This window comes from Candidatus Marsarchaeota archaeon (assembly GCA_023485295.1).
Lineage (GTDB): Archaea > Micrarchaeota > Micrarchaeia > Micrarchaeales > Micrarchaeaceae > Micrarchaeum_A.
Genome location: JAMCZQ010000002.1, coordinates 129,286 through 152,037 on the forward strand (window position 1 = coordinate 129,286; position 22,752 = coordinate 152,037).

Consider the following 22,752-nt stretch of genomic DNA (forward strand, 5'->3'; position numbering starts at 1 on the left):
GCAAAGCGTAACGGCATTTGGATTTTAATTTTTTTATTTTTATTCCTTTATTCTTTGAAAAGCAATTGCAGCGCTAGCGCTGTGCCAATTCAAAATCGATGCCAAGCCTAATCGCAAAGGGTTAAAGATTGCTGCTCTGAACCTGGGTCTTCTGCTTCTTATTTAGGGGCGCTTTTGTTAGCTGCACCAAACGATCGAGGCGCAATCGCGACCTGTGCCTTGGCAAAGCGAATATCAGTAGGTCCTCATCAGGGTTTATTTTCTTCTTAGCGTTCTGCTGTGTCTGCTGAGCTGCCACTGCATCGTTCGCGTCACTTGTTTTCAGCATGCCAGCCAGCTCAGAATCTATGCCCCTTAAGTATTTAGTATCGTCCTCGCTGCCTGCGCCGCGCATATCAACTGCTTTGCTGTCCTGCTTTGCTGCGGCCTCTGTCACTTTGCTCTCCTGCCTCTCTGACATCTTGCCGCCAATTGCAGAACCTTCTACAACCGCAGCTTTATTCTCTGGCGGCTGTTTTGTCAGCATGCTGCCCAATGAAGCATAAGCATTGTATCCCGATATAAACTCGTTTACCTTGCCTATGGCAAGGCTTTCTATGAAAAGCTCAGGGTTCTGGCCAAGGTCTGCGTAATGGTGCACGCTATTCACTGCAGCCCATGTCATATTGTCTATCTGGCCGTCAATGCTGTATTTGAACTTTTCGCTAACTATATTGAACAGTGAGAAGCTGCTGCTTGCTGCATTTGCTGTGGCTTTTGCTATCCTTGCGACAGTATTGAGCAGTACCGGGCTTTTGCTGATTTTATTGGCATTGCTTTGCGCTTTTGGCACATGCTGCACTTCAGGGACTTTGCTGTATTCTTCCAAGTCTGCATTCTTTGCTTCTGTTTTCATGCTCATGGCGGCATTGTAAGCCCTTGCCTCTAGCTCATTGCTCTCTACCGCTTCCTGGCTGTTCGCGCTTTTGCTTACTTCTACAGTAGCATAGGCCCTGCTGCTTGAGCTTACGACGCTTGTTGCTGCGCTCTCGACACGGCTGCGCTCGCTCATTTCGCGCATAGCTTCTGCCTTGCCATACGAATAAGCGAAGGTCGAATCCTTGTTTGCAGTCAGTATATTGCTTACCTGTATGAGCAGGCTTGGCAGGCGATTGTTATTCACATTTATCCTTATCGGCTTGTCGGGCATGCCGCTGAGGTTTATTACAAGGTACGGCTTGCGCAGCAATCCATAATGTTCTACTGACGGGTATTCTATCTTGTCGTACGGTATTATCTCGTATCCGCTCTTCCTGAGAACAATCAGGCGCATATTGGTTGCTATCACAAAGTCCTCATTCGCTGAAATCTCCAAACCCTTGCTGCTTTTTGGCGACTGCACCGGGTATACAACCCTTTCTCCTGGCAATTCTTCTATATTGAATTTTCCTAGATTCTCCAGCTTAGTGTTTTTAACCATTTATTATTCACTTTTCCTACGAGTTTTCCCCACACTCAAATGTGAATTAGGTATTTGTAATGCAACTATTATTTAAAGCTTTTGTCTACCTCTTCTGTATGCGGCTACTTCCGGTATTCGTGCCTCTGATGCAGCACGCTTCCTGGCAAAAGCTTAAATCATTAGCATGAAAATAAGCATTATGCACATACTCAACAGCATGCCGCCTCGGAATCTTTTCGGGCTCGAGAGCCAGGATTATAAAAGCGCGGCCATAGCAGTATTGCCAATTCCCTACGATTCCACAGTCAGCTATGGCGCTGGCGCGAGGGAAGGCCCAAAGGCGATAATAGATGCAAGCAGGCATATCGAGCTGTTCAACGAGGAGCTTGGTTTCGATCCCAGCAAGTCAGGCATATTCACGCTAGAAGAGCTGGAGCCAAATGTCGATTCCCCTGCGGCAATGGTAAACGCCATAGCCAAGGAGGTCGCAATCTTGCTGGAAGACGGAAAGACGCCATTGCTTCTTGGCGGCGAGCACACGATAGCTCTTGGCGCGATCAAGGCGCTCGCCGATGCGGGGAGAAAGTTCAGCGTGCTGCATTTCGACGCGCATTCGGATTCGCGCGATGAATTCATGGGTAGCAGGTATTCGCACGCATGCGTGGCTTCAAGGGCAAAAGAGCTAGCAGGCAACTGCTACAGCATAGGCGTAAGGAGCATCGACGAGGCAAGCTTCAACAAGGGCGGCAGCATACTTTACATGAAGGACATCCACAGCATAGGCCCAGGAAAGGCAGAAGATTGGATAAGCCGGAATGTGAAAGGCGACATCTACATAACAATAGACTTGGACGTGCTGGATCCATCTGAGATGCCAAGCGTCGGGACTCCGGAGCCTGACGGCATGCGCTACAAAGAGCTTACAAGCCTGTTAAAATATGTGCTTTCCGAGCATAAGCTCCTAGGCGCAGACATATCAGAGCTCGCGCCTATACCATACCTAAAGGCCCCGGATTATTTGGCTGCAAAGCTTGCATACATGCTGATCGGCTACTCGCTGCGCAAAAGCAGCATGCAGTAATGTGTCAGGCGGCATTGCGCTTTTGCTTGTCCTGCTTCATCCTGCGCTCATACTCCCTTAATTCTTCCAATACCTCAGAAACTTTGCCTTCCAAATCCGCGATTGTGCCGTTGTTGTGTATTATATAATCAGCGTGCTTAATCGCGCTTTCTATTCCAAACTGCTTCTCCTTGTCTTCGCGGTATTCGAAGTCAGCGTACGTGTTCGGGTCGTCCTCCCTATGCCTGGCCTTCAGCCTTTCAAAGCGTGTCTCCTTCTGTGCCGTAATGCATATTATCTTGACCTCTTCAAACTTCTTAAAATATTTTGCTTCGTCCTCGCTGCGCAGCCCTACGATCAGCAGATCCTTTTCAGGTATGTCCTTTATCATTTCCATGGTCCATCTGGCAACCACATCGTTGCCGTGCAATGCCCTCTGCTTAAGGGAAAACTCGCGGATGTTCTTGTTGTCCAGTTCAATGCCCTCGCGTTTCATGCGCTCTTTTATAGTGGCGCTCATTTCGACCTCCTTGAAGCCGTGCTGCCTGAGCATATTTCCGGCTTCCGTCTTTCCGGCCCCTGGCATCCCAGTTATGCAGATTATCATCTAATGCGCCATTACAGCTTTGTAGTCACTTTCTCTATCCTTATATTCCTCCTTATGATCCTTGCTGCCTTGGAAGCTATCGCAGTAATGTCAACATTGCTGAATTTCGAATTGCCCGATTTCACGGCGCTTGCCGCCACAGCAGTCGCCACTCCGGAAAGCACCTTTATCATGTCCTTTGGCGAATACGGCGTAGGTAGTATATGGTCTACCCTGAGGTCCTTGCCCACAGTCTTGGCGAGAGCCTTTGCCGCTTCGTAGAGCATGTCATAATCCACGCCTTTCGCTCCTGAATCAAGCAGGCCCCTCATTATGTTCGGAAAGCTCAGTATGTTGTTTACCTGGTTCGGGTAATCGGAGCGCCCTGTAGCCACAATAAATGCACCTGCAGCTTTTGCATCGTCGTAAGAGATTTCAGGCACAGGGTTTGCAAGTGCAAATACTATGGGCTTCTCGTTCATCCTGCTTATCATGTCCTTTGTAAAAACACCCGCAGTCGAAACGCCTATGAGCACATCGGCCTTCTCAACCGCATCTTTCAATGTGCCATTCATTTTTTCAGGATTGGTTCGCGCGGCAATGTCTGCCTTGAATTCGTTCATGTTCGTCTCTCTTCCTTCATACAATAGCCCTGACTTGTCCACCACGTAAACGTTTTTTATTTTCATGTAAGCCAGCAGCCTGCTTATGCCTATGCCAGCCGCGCCTGCGCCATTTATCACTATCCTGCACTTTGTAATATCCTTTCCCGACAGCTTCATCGCGTTTATCAGTGCTGCGATTGTTACCATTGCTGTCCCATGCTGGTCGTCGTGGAGCACCGGCAGGTCAAGATCCTTTGACAGCCTTTCAACGATCCTGAAGCACTTAGGGCTTTCTATGTCCTCTATGTTGAATGCGCCGAACGAAGGCGCAATATTCTTAACGAACCTGACTATCTCCTCTTCCTCCTGCGTGCCTATGCACAGCGGTATTGCATCAACCCCGCCATACTTCTTGAACAGCAGCGCCTTTGCCTCCATCACAGGCAGTCCAGCCTCAGGCCCTATGTTCCCAAGGCCAAGTATCCTGCTGCCGTCTGATATTATGGCAATGTTGTTTGACCTTCCAGTGTAATCAAAAACCTTCGACTTGTCGGCCATTATGGCCCTCGACACAGTGGCAACGCCTGGCGTATAGTGCAGCGCAAGGTCCTTGCTGTCAGCTATTTTCACCTTCGGTGCAGTTTCTATCTTGCCCTTGCTAGAGCCATAAGCTTCCAATATCTGGTCATCTGTAGCCATAAAACCACCTTGTACTCAACATAATCAAATGCATATGCAGGCAGCCGAGGAACTTGAATGCGCATGCCTGAATTAACAATTATATGCAGCAACAAGCTATTTAGCTCTACTCGGCATTCAGCCGTTCTTTGCTTGGCGCTCAGGATCAAGTATCCTGTCAAGCTTTGCCCTGTCCATTATCGCAAGCTCGATGCACACGTCCTTTACTGTTTTGCCCTCCTTATATGCTTTCATCGCGATTTCCGCAGCCTTTGCATAGCCTATGTACGGGCTTAGCGCAGTGGCAAGGGATATGTCCATCTCCAGGTTCCTTTTTATCGCTTCGGTGTTCGGCTTTATGCCTATCACGCATCTGGAATTGAAGGCGTTTGACGCATTGGACAATATCCTTATCGCGAAAAGCATGTTGTACGCAATTACCGGCATGAATACGTTCAGCTCCAGCTGCCCAGCGTTGGCTGCTTCTGCAATCGTATGCACGCAGCCCATGACTTGAAAGCACACCATGTTCAGCATCTCCGCCATGCTTGGGTTTATCTTCCCAGGCATTATGGAGGAGCCAGGCTGCACTGCAGGCAGTATCAGCTCGTTGAGCCCGGCCCTAGGGCCGGATCCTAGCAGGCGTATGTCATTGGCTATCCTGTTCAGCGCAATAGCGACATCGTTAAGCGCGTTTGCGACTTCAAGCTCAGCATGCTCGCTTTGCATCACTGCGAACATGTCGCCTGCAGGCCTGAATTTAAAGCCTGAGAGTCTGGAAAGCTCAGCAATTGCATACCTCTGGTAGTTTTTCGGCGTGTTGATGCCTGTGCCTACTGCAGTCCCACCTAGCGGAAGCTCAAGCATGGATTCCAGCGCCCTGGTAAGCTCAAGCCGCACATGCCTGACCGAGCCGGAATAGCCTGAAAACTCCTGTCCGAGGGTCATCGGCACAGCATCCTGCAGGTGCGTCCTGCCTATCTTGTAGATCTTGCCGAATTCGCGCGCTTTTGCTGCAAGGCTTTTCTCAAGGCTTTCGAGCGCTGGCAGCAGCCACGCGTGCGCATATGTATACGCGCTTATCCTTATTACGCAATGATAGGTGTCGTTTGTAGACTGGCTCATGTTCACGTGGTCGTTGGGATGCACGAGCTTGTAGTTGCCTTTTTTGCCATGGAGCAGCTCTATGGCCTTGTTTGCTATGACCTCGTTTACATTCATGTTCGTGCTTGTGCCTGCGCCGGCCTGGAAGACGTCCAATACAAACTGGTCTGAAAGGCCGCCTTTGGCAACGACCTTTGCGGCTTCTATTATGGCCTTGCCTCTGGCTTTGTCGAGCTTTCCCGCCTTGATGTTTGCGACTGCGGCAGCCTCCTTAAGCATTGCGTAGCTCCTTATGAACTCTTCTTGTATGTGCATGCCCGAAATCTGAAAATTCAACCTGGCCCTTTCGGTTTCAGAGCCATAATATGCTTCGGAATCAATCCTTACCTTCCCTAGCACATCGCTTTCTATCCTATATCCCATGTCGAACACCACGATTGCCAATAAGCTATTGCAGTGCACTAATTAAGTTATTTTGGTATTATCATACAGCAAGCGCAAAGAGCAAGCAAGGCAGCAATTTTGCAAATGGGCAAGTCATCCCTGCTTAAATGTCCTGAATTTTATATAATGTTTATATTTGTTTACTTCCAATTGGGAATAATTCCTATAAGGTAATCAAGTGACAGATTATACGACCATCGAATCCGACATACTCATAATCGGCGCCGGTGGCGCAGGGATGCGTGCCGCTCTCGCTGCCCTGGACAACGGCTCAACTGTCACAATGGTTTCAAAATCAGTGCTTGGCAAAGCGCATACCGTCATGGCTGAGGGCGGCATAGCCGCTTCAGTGGGCAATGTTGATTCCAAGGACAACTGGCAGGTGCATTTTTCCGATACGATAGTCGAAGGCGCATACCTGTCGAACTGGCGCATGGCGGAGATTCTTGCAAAGGAAGCTCCCGAAAGGGTGTTTGAGCTTGAGCGCTTCGGGGCGATATTTGACAGGACTCCGGAAGGCAAGATAATGCAGAGGGCGTTCGGCGGGCATACATATAGGAGGCTTTGCCACGTAGGGGACAAGACGGGCCTTGAAATAATACGAACTCTGGAAGACCAGATAATACACAAGAACGTCAAGGTTGTTGACGAGATCTATATAACAAAGCTATTCAAATCAGGCCAGTCCTTCGGCGGCGCCTTCGGGCTGTCCATGCGCGAAGGCAAATTCTACCTATTCAAGGCAAAGGCGATAATAATAGCTACCGGAGGCTGCGGCAGGGTCTACAAGGTCACATCAAATTCGTGGGAATCTACTGGCGACGGCCTCGGCCTGGCTTATAGAATAGGAGTTGAACTGCAGGACATGGAAATGATACAGTTCCACCCCACTGGCATGGTTTATCCGCCAGGGGTAAAAGGCCTGCTCGTAACCGAAGGGGTGAGGGGCGAAGGCGGCATACTTACGAACAGCAAGGGCGAGCGATTCATGCTAAGGTACTCGCCTGAGAAAAAGGAGCTTGACGCAAGAGACGTAGTGGCAAGATCCATATATTATGAGATACAGGCAGGCCGCGGCACTGAGCACGGCGGCGTTTACCTTGACATAAGCCAAAAGGGTGCAGACTTCATAAAGCACAAGCTGCCTGGCATGTATTCGCAGTTTAAGGACTTCGCCGGCGTTGACATAACCAAGCAGAAGATGGAAGTTGCGCCTACAGTGCACTACCAGATGGGCGGCATAAAGGTTGATGCAGAGACTGGTGCAACAAATGTCAAGGGCGTATTCTCTGCAGGCGAAGTCGCTTCTGGCCTGCACGGCGGCAACAGGCTTGGCGGCAATTCGCTGGCAGACATACTTGTATTCGGCAAGCGCACTGGCGAAGCCGCAAGCGCATATGCAAAGAAAGCAAAGCAGCCGCAGATAAGCGCCAATGACATTGAAGCCGCTGCAAGCGAGGTCGAGGCATTCCTTAAGGACAGCGGCACAAACCCAAACGAGCTTATGGGGCGCCTGCGCGAGAACATGTCTGATCACGTCGGCATAATTAGAAACGAAGGCGACCTGCAAAAGGCCCTCAGCGTGATAAACGAGATAAAATCGCAATACGGCAATGCAGGAGTGCACGGGTCACTCAAGTACAACAAAGGCCTGCTTGCGTGCCTTGAGCTTGGCAATATGCTAATAGCTACAGAAGCGATAGTGCGCAGCGCCATAATGCGGAAGGAAAGCCGCGGCGCGCATGCAAGAAGCGACTATCCGAAAAAATCAAGGGAATGGCTGAAAAACATAATATGCAAAATCGATTCGAAAGGGAACATGCAGCTCTCTACGAAGCCGCTTGCTGAAATGCCTGACGATCTAAAGAAGCTTGTAAAACCAGAGGTGTATGATTGAGCGATAAGGTGAAGCTGAGCGTGTTCAGGAAGGATCCTGACGTCAAAGGTGACATCGGAAAGTTCGTCGAGTACGAGGTGCCTATAAAAGAAGGCATGGTAGTGCTTGATGCCGTAAGGTACGTTGAGGAAAATATCGATACGACGCTTGCAGTGAGATGGAACTGCAAGGCAGCCAGATGCGGCTCGTGCGCAGCTGAAATAAACAACAGGCCTGCACTAATGTGCAAGACCAGGATTGACCTGCTAGGCGACAAAATAAAGGTAGCCCCAATGGCGGCATTTCCTCTTGTCAAGGACATAGTTACCGACGTCTCTGAAAACTTCGAGATAGACAGGCGAATTCCTGCATTCCAGCCAAGGCCCGGGCTCAAGAGCCCATGGATAATAGCGCAGATGGACGTCGAGCGCACTAAGGAGTTCAGGAAATGCATAGAGTGCTTTTTGTGCATGGACGTCTGCCATGTGGTAAGGGAGCACAAAGAGCCTTACGTAGGGCCAAGGCATGTGATAAAAGCCGCTTCAGTTGACATGCACCCGATGGACACCCTTGACAGGTCTGCATACCTGAACAAGGAGGGCGGCCTGGGGTACTGCAATATTACGAAATGCTGCCAGGAGGTATGCCCTGAGGGCATAAAGATAACGGATAACGCGATAATACAGGAAAAGGAGAGGGCAGTCGACAACAGCTACGACCCCATAGCCATGTTTTTCAAAAAGCGCGGAAAAAAGAAAGGCGGAGTTTGAATGGACGCACAAAAAAGCCTGCACAGCTTGATACCTGCGGAATTCCTTGAGCCGAACTGGAGGCTTTACTCGTTCATATTCCTGGTGGCGTTTACAATATGGCTGCTCCTGGAATTTCCAGTCAAGCCGTACAAAGGCATTATAGACCCCTTCTATTCGCCGACGATATTGGTGCTTCCGTTCGTCGGCCTGTTCAGGCTCACGTGCTATGCGTACAGGAAGGACTACCACAGGCACGTGTTCAAGCATCCGGTCTCCTGCGCGCTTGACTCAAGGGGCGATTCAGCAAAACGCACGTATTCCGGCGAGACAGGATTTTTCAGGGTGGAAAACCTGCACAGGTACTTCATGTACTTTTCAGTTCTGATACTGCCATTTTTCTTTTATGATTTTTATGTGTCTATCACATTCGGCGGAGGCCTTATAATACGCCTTGCAAGCCTGATACTGCTTGCAAATGCCCTGATGGTCACGATATGGGTGTTCTCCTGCCATGCGGTCCGCCATCTCACCGGCGGCAGGATCGACTGCTATGGCTGCAAGTATGCAGGAAAGCAGAGGAATTCGTTCTTCAATTTCCAGTCGAAGCTGAACGCACACCATGAGGCATTGGCATGGACAAGCCTCATAATGTTCGTGTTTGTAGACCTCTACATAAGGGCGCTTGCTGCCGGAATACCGCTGGATGTGACATTTATACACATATTGCACATATGAGGCATGAGCAGAGTGATTGAATGAGAAAGATACTGCCGTCGAGATTCAGGTACCCAATATTCTTCCTTGCGTTCATGGTGTTCGGCGCAGCTGCGCTGCTCCACAAATATGCAGCACTGCAGGAGCAATATGTGGTAGCGCTTTCGGTCATAGGGTTCCTGATGTTCTTCTTTTCAATAGTGCTGCCATAAGCGAATGCCGCTTCTATGAATGCAGGCTCAGCCTTCTGCGGCCCTTGCTAAAGTAGATATACCTTATCACTATGTCGTTTATGGTATCTATGACGTCCATGCACCTGTCGCTTATCCTTTCCATGTGCTCATAAACCTCCTTGTACTTGATGACATACCTGAAGTCCTGCGCCTTGATTATCTCATGCAGCGATGAGCGCAGCAGGTCGTCGGCCATGTTTTCGTATTTTGCAGCGCTGATGGCGTTCTCCCTTATCTGGTCTGCAGCGTTCCTGTTGCCCTGCAGCCCGCTGATGAGGCCTACGCTGTCCCTCATATACTCTATGCATTTTTCAGTATCATCGACCATTTCAACCATTGCAGGTTCTATGCTGTCTATCTCGTATATCTTGAACCTTGCCGCAACGGCCTCTATCCCATCCATTACGTCGTCAAGCCTTTCAGCCATGTGCGATACGTCCCTGTAAGTCATGCTGTTGAGCCTTGCGCTGGCTATGTAATCCAATACATCATGCACTATTACGTCGCATTCATGCTCGTTGCGCTTTATGTCTTGGAAAAGCTTTTCGTTGTCGATCTTGCCCTCAATGCGCTTCCTGAGTATAAGCATCGATTCGTCAATCTTTTCTATCATGAGCTCGAACTGCGCGTAAAGCGATTGCGTGACAAGCAGCATTGAAGTTTCGCCTGACGTCTCAAACAGCGACCTCTTCTTTGTCTCAGGCAGGAACACTATGGTCACTATGAATCCGACAAACGCCACTGCGCCCAGCATTCCCATTACGCCGAATTTGCCTATCTGCAATATAAGCACAGGAAATGCAAGCGTTGATATCGCAGCGCCGAATTTGCCTGCCATCGCAGCGACGCCATGGCCCCTTGCCCTGTATTGCGTAGGGTAAAGCTCAACAGGATATACATATGTGGTTGTGTTTGGCCCGTAATTCGAGAAGAAGAAGGTAAGGCCGTATATCGCGAAAAACGCCAGGGGCAGCGCCTCAAGTATGGTTTTGCCAAGCAGGGCAAGCACTACAAACAGCACGCACATGGCGAGAAATCCAAAAAGCTGCATGGGCTTGCGGCCTTCCCTGTCTATAAGCGCGACAGCCACCCAATAGCCTGGCACTGCAGCTATTATGAGTATAAGCGCTGATGCAAGCGTAGGGCCGAATAGGCCGCTGAAGCCGAAGAATGTCGCAAGATAAGGCGTGAAAATAGACGTCCCGTAATACGAAACGTCAAGGATAAACCAAGAGGCCGTAGTGCCTATCATGTATTTCCAGTTATTCTGCCACAGGTCGCGGAAGCCGATCCTGAAACTGTGCAACGAATCCTTGCCTGCTCTGCGCGCTTTTCTACCCTTGGATTGCGCAGTGCCCGCAGCGCTGCTCTTGTAAAGGCTGTACCACGGGGTTTCTGCAAGCTTCGTCCTTGCGTAAAGTATGGTGAGCGTAGGTATTGCCCCTGCACCAAGCAGTATCCTCCAAGCTATGCCTATGGGCACGTTCAGGTAGAGCAGCGCGACAGCCAGAATACCACCAGCTATTATGCCGAAGCCCTGCATTGCGAACGTTGATGATATGAGTTTGCCCCTGTCGTTCTTGTTGGCGTATTCCGCCACTATAGTCGCGCTTAGCGGATAGTCGCCCCCTATGCCTATGCCCAGTATAAAGCGCCACAAAACGAGCTGTATAAAGCTGAAAGATAATGCCGAGCCTATGGCAGCCACTATGAGTATGGATACGGTAAGCCAGTACGTATACCTTCTCCCGACTTTGTCCCCAAGGAAGCCGAATATGATCGGGCCTATCGCAGCGCCGAACAGCGCTATGCTGGCCAGGAGGCCGAGCTGCACTGCGCTCAGGCTAAACATTCCCCTAACCATAAGCAGCACGACGCCTATCACAAAAAGGTCATACGCGTCAGTAAAAAAGCTCATGCCAGAAATCAGCATTACCCTTATATGCGACCTTGTAATGCCAGAGCTTTCAATATCGTGTATTTTTGACTGTGCGTCAGAAGCCAAAGCAATCACGCAAAACTTATTATTATGTCCTTGGGAAAGATATAAAAGGTGCGCTTGCATGCTTAAGGTGTATTCCGATACTGCCGGCCTGGAAATGGAGATACCGACATATGAACATGCGGCTGCAATCTCAGAGCTGGCGAATGACGAGACAATAGCGAGTAATGTTGGCTCGGTCGGGGAATTCCCCAATCCATACAGGCTAGAAGATGCAAACGCCCTTGTAGAATCGGCCATAGCAAACTATCAGCTCGGCATATCGTATGACTTTCTTGTGAGCCTGCTGCCAAAATCCATACCTATAGGGCTCGTGGGAGCGCGCAATGTCAACCGTTTCAGCAAAAGCGCCGAAGTGGGCTTCTGGACAGGCAAGCAGTACAGGCTCCATGCATACACGAGCAAGGCAGTGTCGATGCTCCTGGAATTCTGCTTTCGCGAATTGAAGCTTAACAGGGTATACGCCACATCCATAGCCACAAACGTGCCTTCGATAAGGCTCATGGAATCCTTAGGCTTCAGGCGCGAGGGCCTTCTCAAGGAGGCCGTAATCACAAAAAGCGGCCCTGCAGACCAGTTGCTTTTTGGATTGCTGAGCAGGGAATTCGGGAGCAAATACCCAATAAGGGTGGAGCGGTGACATGCGCGGTGCATCAGCCACATCACAGCCTATATTAATTTTACCTTCATATACTACAAAGGGTAGGAATGGCATACCTGCGGGCAGATACGCATGTACATAAAGAAGTCTAGCATAAGGAAGATGCTTAAAGAAGCAGGCGCTCAGCGCGTGAGCAAGGAAGCTCTTGACGCATTCCATCAGACAATCAACAAGCTCGCTTTCGACGCTGCATCGAAGTCCGTAAAGCTTTCAAAGCACGCCAAAAGGAAAACCGTTGAAGAATCAGATATAAAGCTTGCTTTCCAATAGGGTTTGATAAAATGGCAACCAATAAACTTATTTCTGCTTTCGCCCTTCTTGCACTTTTTACTGCAATAATAAATTCGACTGTAGCGAACCAGACCACCACTGTGCCGCTTGCTTACAGGGCCATAGTGGGAATAGTGCTGATAATAATAGTCATAATTGTGCTTTTCAAGTTTTTCAAGTACGCCATAACCGGGCTGCTGGTCCTTGTGCTGCTGATAATACTGATATCGACAACCTATTACTTCTTCAAGACTGGCTCTTTCAGCATATCGTACAGCCTGAAGTTCCTTGCTGACATATACAACTTCTTCGTTGGTGGCCACATCGCGCCTGCCGTAGCCTCGACAACGTCTACCGTGCCAACCACTTCGACTGCTACAAGCACGATTGCAGCTGCGAATTCGACTGCGCCAACCACTACGACATAGCCGCATAGGAAAGCATTTAATTAATGGTCACGCTAAATAATACTGGCGGCGGACGGGCAGCTTACCGAAAGGAGGAAGCTCCCCTCATACAGAGCGTTAAGGGGTTTAAGGCCCCAGTCGGAACAGAAACGAGACCGCTGCGCGGCATAAGCGATGACACTACGAGCGCCGCGGTGCGGATGAAACGAGCCGATGAAAACGCAGTGAGTATGCAAGGCCTTTGAGCCGCTCAGTCAAATGCTGCCTAAAACAGAAAGGGGGCTACGGTCCGCCGCCGAGGTTTAGAGCATGGACGAAAGGGAGAACGAGCTTATGCATGGCATGGTAAACTGCTATAATACGTGCCACGAGGATTTTGAGGGCACTGTCCACATGGTCGCACGCGCCCGCGGCCTTTCAGAAAAAGAGGCAAAGGCAATCCTGGAAAAAATACGGGAAGAATATGGCACGACAGGCGAATACAAATCGTTAAGGTCAAAGCTGCCAAAGGATTTCCCGCTGTGAGATGCTTGCATGGTAATATATGACGCGGAATTCGGCGCATACATGTGCGAGATATGCATGCTGCATTACAATGACAAAAATCTCGCAAAGAGATGTGAGGACTGGGACAGGACGCACAATTCATGCAATCTTGCAATAGCAGGCAAAAGCATCGAAGCTGCATCTAGGAGGACAGCGCTCAAAGTGTAGAAGCTTTGGCGGAGGTGGGGTTTGAACCCACGGCCTCTAGATTTCTCGTCATCGCAAAAAGCTCATCACTCATAATGCTATGCATATGAGTCTAGCGCTCTAACCAGGCTGAGCTACTCCGCCGAAATAAAAGCACAATAAATAGCCAAACAATATATAAATTACTTTTGCAAGCCGCTATGGCCTTTTTTCCGGCAAATGCCCGTAAACGTACTTTGAAGCCCTTTTTACCTTTTTTGCAAGGTCCTCGCCGAAACCGTTCCTGTAAAGCAGGTTTCCCCTGACTATGGTAGCAGCCACGTCTGAAGGATTTGCAGAATATACGGCATCGCTTAGGATGCTGCTTCTTAAGCTATTTGCCGATCTCCTTAGAAGCACGATGTTTGCTGGCGCGCCCCTGGCTATCCCGTAAGCCCTGCCGTAAAGAAAGCCTGACGCATTGCTCGTCGCAAAGCTGAATGCATCCTTAGCAGAAATCGCGCCCGGATTCCTGAGCCTCACGCCCTGCAGCAATGCGCCATACTTCATCTCGCTGAAGATATCGAGGGAATTATTGCTTGCCACGCTGTCTGTGCCAAGGGTTATCCTCGCACCACGCTTGTTCATTTCATATACTGGCGCAATGCCGGAACCAAGCTTCATATTGCTTGTAGGGTTGTAAGATATAGCTCCGGACTCCGAGACGATAGCCACCTCTTTCCTGCTTAGCCATACGCAATGCACTGCAAGAAGCCTTTTGTTAATGAATCCGTATTTGTGCAGCCACTCTACCGGACCAAAGCCGTATTTTTTCCTGTGCTCCCTTACCTCGAACTGCGTTTCTGCTATGTGCATGGTTACTTTTTTGTCATATTTTTCAGCCAATTCGTATGCCGATCCTATCGTATCCTTAGAGGCGGCATATACCCCCTGTATGGCTATCATCGGATTTACATTCGGATGCCTGTTTCTTCTTATGAAATTCTCGGCGTTGGAAACGGGATCGCCATTTTGCGTAGTTTTGTCCCTGTCAAGCACGACCCAGGCCAGATTGCCCTGGTAGCCCATGTCAGACACGGCCCTTGCCACAGAATCCTCTCCGTAATAGAAGTCCACAAAATCAGTGATCCCATTCCTTATCATTTCGGCAATGCCCAATACTGCAGAATTGTATATCATGTCTGCGCTATTCCTTGCGTCAAAGGCCGATGTTTCGCGGATGAAATCCCACAATCCAAGCCCGTCCACGCGCCCGCGCAAAGCGGCCATTGCTATGTGCGCATGCGTATTGATGAATCCAGGAATTGCGGCCAGCCCCTCTGCACGTGCATTTATCGTAACTTCAGCCTTCGAATTTATTCTTCCAATCTTGCTTATGCTGCCGTCTTCAACCAATATGTCCGCATGTGCCTGCCTGAAATCCGGAAGCAGTACGTCTGCTCCTTTTATCAATATGCTGTTCATGCAGGTCCCTGCAGCCTATGCTGTTTTGGCACAGCGTCCACCGGCAAATCCCCTATTGAATTATAAGCCTCTTCAAGCTCTGCCGTGTAGCGGCAGTATTTTTCCGTAAGCCTTTCAGCCCTGCCGTAATCGCCGGAAGCCTCTACGCTGTTGAGCTCCCTCACGAGCTTTATTATTGCAGCCTCTATTTTGTCCATGTCTATTCCAAACCGCTTTTCCTTTGGATTGTAGAAAATCCCGCCATTCTCCTTCAGGTAGTTGTATTCAATGGCTTCGCCCATTGCATGCGCCTCTTTCAGGCCCATGCGCATGCCGCGAAGAAGGTCTGCAGCAAGATAGCTGACGTAAAAGCTCTCCATTGATATGCTTCCTAGCATGCCCTGCTTGGCAAAATGCATAGCGCAGAAAATGCCAGTAATGTCAGCACGCGCCTCCTCTATGTGCAAAAAAAGCTCTTTAAGTGCTATGGACGCCGGAACATATTCGCTTCCGATCCTTGCTTCGCTTGCGCCGAGCCCGTGCGAAAGCTCATGGAAAAGTATGAAAAGGAATTGCGCCTCTTTGTCCATAAGGCTTAGCTGCTTCTTATCGAGCAGCCTTTCCGCAACCGGCATGTGCAATGCGTCGAATTTCGCATCTATTACGTTCTTCATCAGCACCTTTTTGGAGCCATGGGTTCTTCTAATCGCTTCATCGTTGGGAAGGTTGAACGCGGAAGTGGTAAAGCCTGCATTTGCCATGCCTCCAGAATAGATCTCTTCAACGACCACTATGGGAGAATTTGCCTGGCTCTTCCTTCTGAAATCCAGCCCTGCCTCTATCGGTATGGACATGTCTATCTCTTCGAGTTTGCTTGCAAAGACCTTTAGCCTTCTAGTTTCTTCATCGTTCCTTATGCTTACATACGATTCGAAAAATCCCTTGTAGCCAAATTTCCTGTCGTCATACGTTTCGTACGGGCCTATTGTGGGCTCTATCCTGCTGTCAAGCTTAAGCCAAAGCTTCTGCTGCTCGTCATAGTCGTTGGACAGGAACGCATTTGCCGTGGCCTTCAGGTAGGCGCTTAGCGATTTATTGTCTGCTGCATTGGCCGCTTCGTTCAGCTTCGCCGCAGCCTTTTCAAGCAATTTTCTATACTTGTCTGCGTAGGCCACTGCAACAAGCCTGTTGCCATGCCTTTCTATTGCAGTATAATAGCTTTTTGCAGCGCTCGGGTCTATTTCCCCCTTGGCCATGGCGCTCTCAAGCTCCTCCTTAGCAATGCCTTCCGGGTAAACAGCCACGCCTTTGCATATGCCATTGCCTGTTATAAATGGCTTCAGGCCGTTGAATATGTCCCACGGCGATTTGTTGAACAATGCATACTTCAGCCTTTCGCTGTTTGCACCACTGCTATTTTCCCCAAGCTTTCGGACCACGTCAAGCATTGCAGGGCATATCTGCTCTGCATATACTGAATCTATTATTTCGGAAACGTCTTCTAGGAGCTCTACGACTTTCATTTCACTGCGCGTGAGCACTGGCACCTTATCCGTCAGTTCAAAATAAGTGAGCTTGCCCAAGCCGTTCCTTATGGCATTATCATCAAATTCATACCCATCCATTATGACCACTATGTGCGATCGTCGGGACTGTTTGTTTGTTATTGTATACTGTCCCGTAGACTGCATATTTCATTCAACCACCTAAGTTACTTCAGCTTTTGGTATAATACGTTAATTCTAGAATAGTTCTTCTTTATAAAATGATCTGATTTAAGGCTTCTAATCTTACGCATGTGTAGCAATCGCTTTCCTTCATGTTCGCTAGAAAGGGTAACATTTCTTAGTTCTAGGTTTAAATCGATACAGACAAAAAATGATGTCTGCCATCTTATTCCATCATTGCCTACATAATTTATCGTTGATAACTTGCGCCATCTTCTTGAAGATACTTTCAACCCTGTTTCCTCAAGTAGCTCGCGCACTGCCGCCTCCTTTGCCGTTTCGTCTGTTTCAACCCCTCCGCCGGGAAGTGTCCAAGCATTTGAGTTCTTTCTGTCGTTTTTTGCCCTTAGAAGATATAATATTGCAGGATCTTTCCTGTTCATTATTACAATGATATGTACTAACCTTTTAGTTTCCCTTATGTTCATGAAAACACATATGCAAACTATTAAAATAAACAGTTGATATTATTAAAACAATAGGTTCATCAAATGGGCATAGTAGTTGGCTTTAACTGGCCGATATCACATGATCATTGTTCTGCTGCAATAGTCGACGGTAGATTAGTGTTCGCTTCGGAGGAAGAAAGACACACCAGACATAAACACTCACTTATGGAGCCCCCTTTCAACTCAATGCTTTCCCTTCCGTTTCTGCCTCGTAATCGCAGTACATGCGGATGTGCATCGCCTTGGCGCCTTCCTAGTAAATATGAAATGCGATCGCCGGGATTTGAACCCGGGTTTTTGCCTTGGAAGGGCAAAGTCCTACCAGGCTAGACTACGATCGCAGCCATACTCTAAATTAAAGCCAGAATAGATTTAAAACTAATATTAAAATCCCTTTCTATAAAAGGACCAAAATAAGAACGAGCAATTTTGGGAGCTGGCGCCGCAAACGCGGCGCCGTATTTACTGGTTTATCTTTTTAGCTTTTTGCAGCTATTATTATCGCTGCTGCTCCAAGCCTGTTCATCTGCTTCCTTCTTTTGACTACCGTTGCCTTTTTCATCACTTCTAATGCCGTTTCTGCCAGGAAGCTCTTAAGGGCGGCTTCTGCATTCGCATCCGGCTCCTCATTCGTTACTGCCTTCAGGAATGGGCCGAAATCCACTTCCTTCAGCTTCGCCGCCGCCAATGCCTCGATGTCCTGTTCGCCTGCTTCTTCATCTGCGAACTCCCCCACCTCGTCTACCCTTTTTTCGAATTCGTCGTCCATTGGACCAACTACGGTTTTTCACCTATGTTTATTATTCGGTATTTGTTATATATAAGCCTTTTGTGGAACTTTCTAATAAATAATTAGAAATATCTACTGCAAGCACCAAAGCATGCATCAAAGAATAAAGCAAGAACAAGAAGCAAAAGCCCGTGCAGAAGCGCGGGCCAGACCAATTCACGTGAATGTGACTACTGTGCTGTTCGAATAGCCGTCATAATGTGCAGTCACCATTACTTCCCCTGGGTGTGTGCTGTATATGTAATCCGAAGCCACTCCTGTAGAGCCTGTAAACGTGTTGCTGCTTTCAAGCTTAGCAATGCTGTTGTTCAGCGTCAGGTTCAGCGTAACGTCGTTTGCCCTTGAGCCCATGAAGTAAAATGACACATTCAATGGGTCCTGTGCCCCATTTGCGCTAACTGCCACGTACCCTGGGCTTATCGCCACTCCTGTCTTGCCTGCCTGCACGCCTGGCGTCACGGCATAGTCCAGCACGCCCTTGTACACCTGCAAAGGCGGATCCGCGCATGTGCCGTTAAACTCGCCGTATTTGCTAAGGCCGCAGTTGTAATCCTCTATGTATACGTTGGACCTGAGCGACTTGCCAAAGCTGTCCGGCACGCTCGCATTGCATATGAAGGTCTCGCCAGGGCTCACATATTGCGGAGTGCAGCTAGAAGTGAAATTCGTGCTTCCCAAGCTTATAACCATTACTGGATCCTTTATCGGGTAATATTCCGGGTTGCTTGCAAGCATGCCTATCCTGACCGCACTGTGGTTTGCAGGATTTATCCCTACATAATAGCTGTCGCACTGTACGCCTACTATGAACGTGCATGTATTTGAAGGAAGGTTCGCAGGCACCAGCACATAGAAATACAGAAGCCCTGTCGCAGCAACCACGATGAGCAAAGCCCATCCGTATGTGACAAGGTATTCCAAGCTGCTCTGCCCAGCCTTGCCTTTACCCCACGCTAATCTATTTCGCCCCACCTATACCACCATTTATTAATAGCGTAGGTTTCAGATATATTAACATTTCGGTCGCCTATTTAAAGAAAAGAAGTAAGCAACATTATTAAAGCTTGCGCTCATTCTGCAGATTTCCACAGCTCGTCAAAATGCCTTTTAAGCCTGGCTACGTCGTCATGGCCGCTGAACGCCTCCATCCTTTCTATGTTCCTGTGCATGCCTGCATAAGTCAGGTTGGCGCTGCCTGTCGCGGCAATGCCCTCGCCTATATAGATCTTTTCATGGACGAACGAATCGTTAACGCTGCGCACATTTATGCGCGGGCGCCTGCCCCTGAATGCAATCCTGTGAAGCGCAAGCATCGCAAGCCATAGCCCGAACACGTCTATAAAAATCAGCGCGAACGCATACATGCCGAGAAAATACGCCAGCGCCGCTATCGCGGCCACATATGCCCCGTGCAAAGGCCTTGGCCCTGGAGCAGCGATCCGGCCTGGCCGGCCAAAAACAGTGCGCTTGGTCTGCTCAGTCGTAATGAGGTATACGTTCTTTCTAAGTGCAACGCGAGCCAGCATCTTTGCGTAATAGCCGCTTACGTAAGGCGATATTATGTAAAGGCTCTTGCCCTTCGAGAAGATTATGCGCTCTACAATCCTGTAGGAGTTTTTGCCGCTTTCAGCTTTATCTAGCGCCATCTGCATGCCGTTTCACAGGGCCCTTATCGCAACCCTCATGCTGGTGTCCATCACTTCCACAGGCACAGGCGACAGCGATTCAGGGAATTCCTTTGTAAGCGTTATTCTCTTGGCGTTGAGCGATCGCTTCAGCGATTCCGAGAACGACTCTATCGCCTTGCCGACCTGGCTCTCGGCGTCTATGTATATCTCTATAGCGTCGGATCGCTTTAGGCCCATGCCCTTCCTCTCAAGCTGTATCCTCCTTGCAAGCTCGCGGACCATGGCCTCTTCAAGCAGCCCCTCGCTTAGCTCCTTTTCTATCGCGACATACCCTCCTTCGAAGGGCTTCATGTTTTCGCTCATGCTGAATTCAAGCAGCGAAACGTGCTCTGGCCTTATCCTGGCAGGCCCCATCTTGGTGTGAAGCGTATAAGAGCCATCGGATTCGAACCCCTTTTTGATCTCTGAAGGCTCAGTATCGGCTATCGCCTCTGCCACTGCATTCGCCATGCCCTTGAATTCTGGGCCTATCTTTTGGAACTGCGGCTTTGCCTCGAGCCCAACCTTCTGCGCGCTCTTCACGTCAACAGCCTTCGAATTGGTGTACTCTGCTATAAGGTTCGAATAGCGCAGCAGAGTGTTGTATTCCGAGGCGCCCTTTGCCTCTATGGTCGCCTTGCTTATCGGCCACCTTAGGGGTATGCGCTCGGCCTCCCTTGCGTTTAGTATGGCGCTTATTGCCGACTTTGCTATCTCGAATTCGGCCTCCAGCTCCTTGCTTATGTATTCGCTTTTGCCCTTGGGCCACTTTTCCATGAATACGCTCTCTTCAGCGCTGCGGAGCATCTTCAGGCTGATGTATTCAGATGTAAACGGTATTATTGGCGCTGCAAGTATGAGCACAGTGCTAAGCACATTCCCCACAATCTGCATCGTAGACCTTTGCAGCAGCTTGCTGCTCCCAAGCAGCTTCTTCTTCGCCACCTTGAGGTAGAACCTGCTGAAGTCCTCGTTGACAAAGTACCTTATCTTGTTCGCAGCTATGTGCGACTCGTAGTTCTCGTATGCGTCCGTGACGTCTATAATCAGCGACTGCAGCCTTGACATTATCCACCTGTCTTCCAGGTCGTCTGGCTTCTTTGGAGTCTTGTTCCATTTTGGATATGCGTTGATCAGGCGCCCATACTCGCTTATCAGGTTGGCAGTGTTGTATAGTATGCTTATTGTTCGTTCCGCATCCTTGAGCTCCCTCCTGCTGAACATCATATCAAGCCATGGCGTGTGGCTAACGCTCCAGAGCCTGAACGCATCGGCGCTCACTATATTGGTAAGCTCCCTTACAGGGACATAATTGCCAAGCTTCTTGTGCATCTCCCTTCCATCCTCTGCAAGCAGCATCCCGTCGACGCCTATGTGCTTGAACGGGCACCTGCCGTATGCAAGGACGCCTACCTTTATCAGGCCGGAAAACCATCCCCTGAGCTGGTCCTTGCCCTCTATTATGTAGTCCACGGGGAAAAGCCTTTGGAATTCGCTTTCCTCTGATATGCTTGCCCTGAACGCTATGCTGGAGTCGAACCATACATCTGCAACGTCCTTAACGCGCTGCATATCGCTTCCGCATTTCTTGCACCTGAGCTCCACCGCATCTATGTACGGCCTGTGCAGGTCTGTAAGCGAATCCACAGAATGCTTGTCAGTAGCGCTTTCCCTGAGCTCCTCCAGCGAGCCGATTACCTGCCGCTCGCCGCACTTCTCGCAAATCCATATCGGCAGCGGTATGCCCCAGTACCTCTGCCTTGATATGCACCAGTCTGGCGAGTTAGACAATACGTCGGCCTGCCATGCCTTTGCCTCGTCCGGATGCCACTTCGCTTTTGCGTTTTCGGCAAGCATTTTTTTCTTTACTTTCTGTATGTCAAAGAACCACTGCGGCGTGGCTATGAATATGAGCTTGGAATCGCACCTCCAGCAATGCGGATAGCTGTGGGTTATGCTGCCATTGAACAGCAGCGCCCCGATCTGCTTCAGGTCTGCGATGACTGCTTTGTTTGCCTCGTCCGGAACAACCAGGTGCTCGTACTTGCCTGCTTCTTTCGTGTATTCCGCATTGCCTGCCACAGGGGAAAATATGGGCAGCCCGCGCCGCATGCCTGCATTGTAGTCTTCAAGCCCGTGCCCTGGCGCTATGTGCACAAGGCCTGTCCCTTCATCCATTGTCACAAGGCCCTCCTCGCATATTACCTTATGCACGCTGCGCAGCTCCTTCTGCATCGGCACAAACTGCTCCAGCGGGTTTGCATATTCAAGACCTTCTAGTTCAGATCCGTAGAATTCGCCAGTTATCACAGCGCTTTCATTAAGCATCGATGCCACCGCATCTGTGCGCTTCTTAGCAACTATCAGCAGCCTGCCGCCGAATTTGGCAAGAACATAAAGCTCTTTCGGATTTACTGCAACAGCAACGTTTGCAGGCAGGGTCCACGGGGTAGTTGTCCATATCAGGAGCGAGTATGAGCCTTCTTCGGCGTCTATCTTTGCGTTCGAGCCGTTCTTAACGACCTTGAACGTTACTGCTATCGAAGGGTCGTTATCCTCCTTGTACTCTGCCTCCATAGTTCCCTGCGACACAGGGGTCTGGCATCTCGGGCAGTACAACGTTGTTTTTGTGTCGTTGTAAAGCAGTCCGTTGTCGCTTATGCGCTTGAACATGCTCCAGGCAGCCTCTATGTAGCTGCTCTTGTATGGTATGTAGGGATGCGCGAAATCAAGGGTTATGCCGAACCTCTCGTAATCGCTGTCCATCCTGCCTATTCCTTCATCAACATAGGCCCTGCATTCCTTTATGAACGATTCAACGCCTATCTTTGTCTCTATGTCCTGCTTGCTCTTGAGCTCCAGCTTCTTCTCAACCTTGTTCTCTATGGGAAGCCCGTGGACATCATAGCCAGGCATGTCGCGCACGTCATAGCCCCTGAAGCGCCTATACCTCAACGTTATATCCTTTATCGCCTTTACCCACATCTGCCCCGGATGCAGGTCGCCAGTCACGTATGGCGGCCCGTCAAGAAAATAGAAAGGCTTTTTGCCCTTGTTCCTCGCACGAAGCTTGCCCAATATGTCATTGTTCCTCCAATAGTCCAGTATCTCAAGTTCATTCGCATTTAGGTCAAGCATAAGCGACACACC

22 protein-coding genes, 2 tRNA genes and 1 other RNA gene are annotated in these 22,752 nt (G+C 49.4%); 11 read left to right on the top strand and 14 right to left on the bottom strand.

Annotation, left to right across the window (positions count from 1 at the left end):
- Positions 1–121 precede the first annotated feature (121 nt).
- The gene (locus M1125_01210; GenBank protein MCL5404444.1) at positions 122–1,459 is read right to left on the bottom strand and encodes a hypothetical protein; all 1,338 of its coding nucleotides are present in this window, start codon (positions 1,457–1,459) and stop codon (positions 122–124) included.
- A gap of 166 nt (positions 1,460–1,625) precedes the next feature.
- Between M1125_01210 and speB the strand changes: the two genes are divergently transcribed.
- Positions 1,626–2,522: an agmatinase gene (gene speB, locus M1125_01215; protein MCL5404445.1), complete on the top strand. Its 897-nt coding sequence runs from the start codon at positions 1,626–1,628 to the stop codon at positions 2,520–2,522.
- A gap of 4 nt (positions 2,523–2,526) precedes the next feature.
- On the opposite strand, the gene M1125_01220 is transcribed toward speB, so the two are convergent.
- From M1125_01220 to M1125_01230, 3 genes are all read right to left on the bottom strand, one after another.
- Positions 2,527–3,108: an AAA family ATPase gene (locus M1125_01220; GenBank protein ID MCL5404446.1), complete on the bottom strand. Its 582-nt coding sequence runs from the start codon at positions 3,106–3,108 to the stop codon at positions 2,527–2,529.
- An 11-nt stretch (positions 3,109–3,119) separates the two neighbouring features.
- Positions 3,120–4,391: an NADP-dependent malic enzyme gene (locus M1125_01225; GenBank protein MCL5404447.1), complete on the bottom strand. Its 1,272-nt coding sequence runs from the start codon at positions 4,389–4,391 to the stop codon at positions 3,120–3,122.
- Between the two features lie 117 nt (positions 4,392–4,508).
- Positions 4,509–5,897: an aspartate ammonia-lyase gene (locus M1125_01230; protein ID MCL5404448.1), complete on the bottom strand. Its 1,389-nt coding sequence runs from the start codon at positions 5,895–5,897 to the stop codon at positions 4,509–4,511.
- A 259-nt stretch (positions 5,898–6,156) separates the two neighbouring features.
- On the opposite strand from M1125_01230, the gene M1125_01235 reads away from it, so the two are divergent.
- The 4 genes from M1125_01235 to M1125_01250 are packed head-to-tail and all read left to right on the top strand — an operon-like array spanning position 6,157 to position 9,472.
- On the top strand, positions 6,157–7,815 hold the full coding sequence (locus M1125_01235) for an FAD-binding protein (GenBank protein ID MCL5404449.1): 1,659 nt from the start codon (positions 6,157–6,159) through the stop codon (positions 7,813–7,815).
- Positions 7,812–8,564, top strand: a complete 753-nt coding sequence (locus M1125_01240; protein ID MCL5404450.1) for a succinate dehydrogenase/fumarate reductase iron-sulfur subunit — start codon at positions 7,812–7,814, stop codon at positions 8,562–8,564. Before M1125_01235 ends, M1125_01240 begins: the two co-directional genes overlap by 4 nt.
- Positions 8,565–9,281, top strand: a complete 717-nt coding sequence (locus tag M1125_01245; GenBank protein MCL5404451.1) for a succinate dehydrogenase — start codon at positions 8,565–8,567, stop codon at positions 9,279–9,281.
- 20 nt (positions 9,282–9,301) lie between these two features.
- Positions 9,302–9,472 carry a hypothetical protein gene (locus M1125_01250; GenBank protein ID MCL5404452.1) on the top strand — a complete coding sequence of 57 codons (171 nt, stop codon included), beginning with the start codon at positions 9,302–9,304 and terminating at the stop codon, positions 9,470–9,472.
- A 13-nt stretch (positions 9,473–9,485) separates the two neighbouring features.
- On the opposite strand, the gene M1125_01255 is transcribed toward M1125_01250, so the two are convergent.
- Positions 9,486–11,498 carry an MFS transporter gene (locus M1125_01255; GenBank protein ID MCL5404453.1) on the bottom strand — a complete coding sequence of 671 codons (2,013 nt, stop codon included), beginning with the start codon at positions 11,496–11,498 and terminating at the stop codon, positions 9,486–9,488.
- A gap of 58 nt (positions 11,499–11,556) precedes the next feature.
- Here M1125_01255 and M1125_01260 point away from each other — a divergent pair, with 58 nt between their 5' ends.
- The 6 genes from M1125_01260 (at position 11,557) to M1125_01285 (ending at position 13,547) form a co-directional block, all read left to right on the top strand.
- Complete coding sequence (locus tag M1125_01260) at positions 11,557–12,135, top strand: GNAT family N-acetyltransferase (GenBank protein MCL5404454.1); 579 nt, start codon at positions 11,557–11,559, stop codon at positions 12,133–12,135.
- Between the two features lie 93 nt (positions 12,136–12,228).
- A complete protein-coding gene (locus M1125_01265) occupies positions 12,229–12,426 on the top strand; it encodes an NFYB/HAP3 family transcription factor subunit (GenBank protein ID MCL5404455.1) in 198 nt (65 codons plus the stop codon).
- Positions 12,427–12,437: 11 nt separating this feature from the next.
- Entirely contained in the window at positions 12,438–12,854 is a 417-nt protein-coding gene (locus M1125_01270; protein MCL5404456.1) for a hypothetical protein, read from the top strand.
- Between the two features lie 44 nt (positions 12,855–12,898).
- Positions 12,899–13,130: RNase P RNA component (gene rnpB / locus M1125_01275), an RNA gene on the top strand.
- A gap of 12 nt (positions 13,131–13,142) precedes the next feature.
- Complete coding sequence (locus tag M1125_01280; GenBank protein ID MCL5404457.1) at positions 13,143–13,358, top strand: hypothetical protein; 216 nt, start codon at positions 13,143–13,145, stop codon at positions 13,356–13,358.
- A gap of 9 nt (positions 13,359–13,367) precedes the next feature.
- On the top strand, positions 13,368–13,547 hold the full coding sequence (locus M1125_01285; GenBank protein ID MCL5404458.1) for a hypothetical protein: 180 nt from the start codon (positions 13,368–13,370) through the stop codon (positions 13,545–13,547).
- A 6-nt stretch (positions 13,548–13,553) separates the two neighbouring features.
- Here the strand turns inward: M1125_01285 and M1125_01290 are convergent.
- The 9 genes from M1125_01290 to ileS form a co-directional block, all read right to left on the bottom strand.
- A tRNA-Met gene (locus M1125_01290) sits at positions 13,554–13,670 on the bottom strand.
- A 54-nt stretch (positions 13,671–13,724) separates the two neighbouring features.
- A complete protein-coding gene (locus tag M1125_01295; GenBank protein MCL5404459.1) occupies positions 13,725–14,990 on the bottom strand; it encodes an amidohydrolase family protein in 1,266 nt (421 codons plus the stop codon).
- Positions 14,987–16,594, bottom strand: a complete 1,608-nt coding sequence (locus tag M1125_01300; GenBank protein MCL5404460.1) for a hypothetical protein — start codon at positions 16,592–16,594, stop codon at positions 14,987–14,989. Before M1125_01300 ends, M1125_01295 begins: the two co-directional genes overlap by 4 nt.
- Positions 16,595–16,680: 86 nt before the next feature.
- Positions 16,681–17,079, bottom strand: a complete 399-nt coding sequence (locus M1125_01305; GenBank protein ID MCL5404461.1) for an NUDIX hydrolase — start codon at positions 17,077–17,079, stop codon at positions 16,681–16,683.
- A gap of 334 nt (positions 17,080–17,413) precedes the next feature.
- A tRNA-Gly gene (locus tag M1125_01310) sits at positions 17,414–17,486 on the bottom strand.
- A 137-nt stretch (positions 17,487–17,623) separates the two neighbouring features.
- Positions 17,624–17,914, bottom strand: coding sequence for a hypothetical protein (locus tag M1125_01315; protein MCL5404462.1), 291 nt, complete (start codon positions 17,912–17,914; stop codon positions 17,624–17,626).
- A gap of 177 nt (positions 17,915–18,091) precedes the next feature.
- The gene (locus M1125_01320; GenBank protein MCL5404463.1) at positions 18,092–18,907 is read right to left on the bottom strand and encodes a hypothetical protein; all 816 of its coding nucleotides are present in this window, start codon (positions 18,905–18,907) and stop codon (positions 18,092–18,094) included.
- 98 nt (positions 18,908–19,005) lie between these two features.
- Positions 19,006–19,581: a phospholipase D-like domain-containing protein gene (locus M1125_01325; protein ID MCL5404464.1), complete on the bottom strand. Its 576-nt coding sequence runs from the start codon at positions 19,579–19,581 to the stop codon at positions 19,006–19,008.
- A 12-nt stretch (positions 19,582–19,593) separates the two neighbouring features.
- A complete protein-coding gene (ileS, locus tag M1125_01330; GenBank protein MCL5404465.1) occupies positions 19,594–22,740 on the bottom strand; it encodes an isoleucine--tRNA ligase in 3,147 nt (1,048 codons plus the stop codon).
- Positions 22,741–22,752: the final 12 nt, after the last annotated feature.

What these genes read in the sequence shown, in the direction of transcription:
- speB (MCL5404445.1), top strand. Translation starts at nt 1,626, where the DNA reads ATGAAAATAAGCATTATGCACATACTCAACAGCATGCCGCCTCGGAAT.
- M1125_01220 (MCL5404446.1), bottom strand. Translation starts at nt 3,108, where the DNA reads ATGATAATCTGCATAACTGGGATGCCAGGGGCCGGAAAGACGGAAGCC.
- M1125_01210 (MCL5404444.1), bottom strand. Translation starts at nt 1,459, where the DNA reads ATGGTTAAAAACACTAAGCTGGAGAATCTAGGAAAATTCAATATAGAA.
- M1125_01225 (MCL5404447.1), bottom strand. Translation starts at nt 4,391, where the DNA reads ATGGCTACAGATGACCAGATATTGGAAGCTTATGGCTCTAGCAAGGGC.
- ileS (MCL5404465.1), bottom strand. Translation starts at nt 22,740, where the DNA reads ATGCTTGACCTAAATGCGAATGAACTTGAGATACTGGACTATTGGAGG.
- M1125_01250 (MCL5404452.1), top strand. Translation starts at nt 9,302, where the DNA reads ATGAGAAAGATACTGCCGTCGAGATTCAGGTACCCAATATTCTTCCTT.
- M1125_01245 (MCL5404451.1), top strand. Translation starts at nt 8,565, where the DNA reads ATGGACGCACAAAAAAGCCTGCACAGCTTGATACCTGCGGAATTCCTT.
- M1125_01305 (MCL5404461.1), bottom strand. Translation starts at nt 17,079, where the DNA reads ATGAACAGGAAAGATCCTGCAATATTATATCTTCTAAGGGCAAAAAAC.
- M1125_01315 (MCL5404462.1), bottom strand. Translation starts at nt 17,914, where the DNA reads ATGGACGACGAATTCGAAAAAAGGGTAGACGAGGTGGGGGAGTTCGCA.
- M1125_01265 (MCL5404455.1), top strand. Translation starts at nt 12,229, where the DNA reads ATGTACATAAAGAAGTCTAGCATAAGGAAGATGCTTAAAGAAGCAGGC.
- M1125_01280 (MCL5404457.1), top strand. Translation starts at nt 13,143, where the DNA reads ATGGACGAAAGGGAGAACGAGCTTATGCATGGCATGGTAAACTGCTAT.
- M1125_01260 (MCL5404454.1), top strand. Translation starts at nt 11,557, where the DNA reads ATGCTTAAGGTGTATTCCGATACTGCCGGCCTGGAAATGGAGATACCG.
- M1125_01325 (MCL5404464.1), bottom strand. Translation starts at nt 19,581, where the DNA reads ATGGCGCTAGATAAAGCTGAAAGCGGCAAAAACTCCTACAGGATTGTA.
- M1125_01270 (MCL5404456.1), top strand. Translation starts at nt 12,438, where the DNA reads ATGGCAACCAATAAACTTATTTCTGCTTTCGCCCTTCTTGCACTTTTT.
- M1125_01295 (MCL5404459.1), bottom strand. Translation starts at nt 14,990, where the DNA reads ATGAACAGCATATTGATAAAAGGAGCAGACGTACTGCTTCCGGATTTC.
- M1125_01300 (MCL5404460.1), bottom strand. Translation starts at nt 16,594, where the DNA reads ATGGATGGGTATGAATTTGATGATAATGCCATAAGGAACGGCTTGGGC.
- M1125_01285 (MCL5404458.1), top strand. Translation starts at nt 13,368, where the DNA reads ATGGTAATATATGACGCGGAATTCGGCGCATACATGTGCGAGATATGC.
- M1125_01230 (MCL5404448.1), bottom strand. Translation starts at nt 5,897, where the DNA reads ATGGGATATAGGATAGAAAGCGATGTGCTAGGGAAGGTAAGGATTGAT.
- M1125_01235 (MCL5404449.1), top strand. Translation starts at nt 6,157, where the DNA reads ATGCGTGCCGCTCTCGCTGCCCTGGACAACGGCTCAACTGTCACAATG.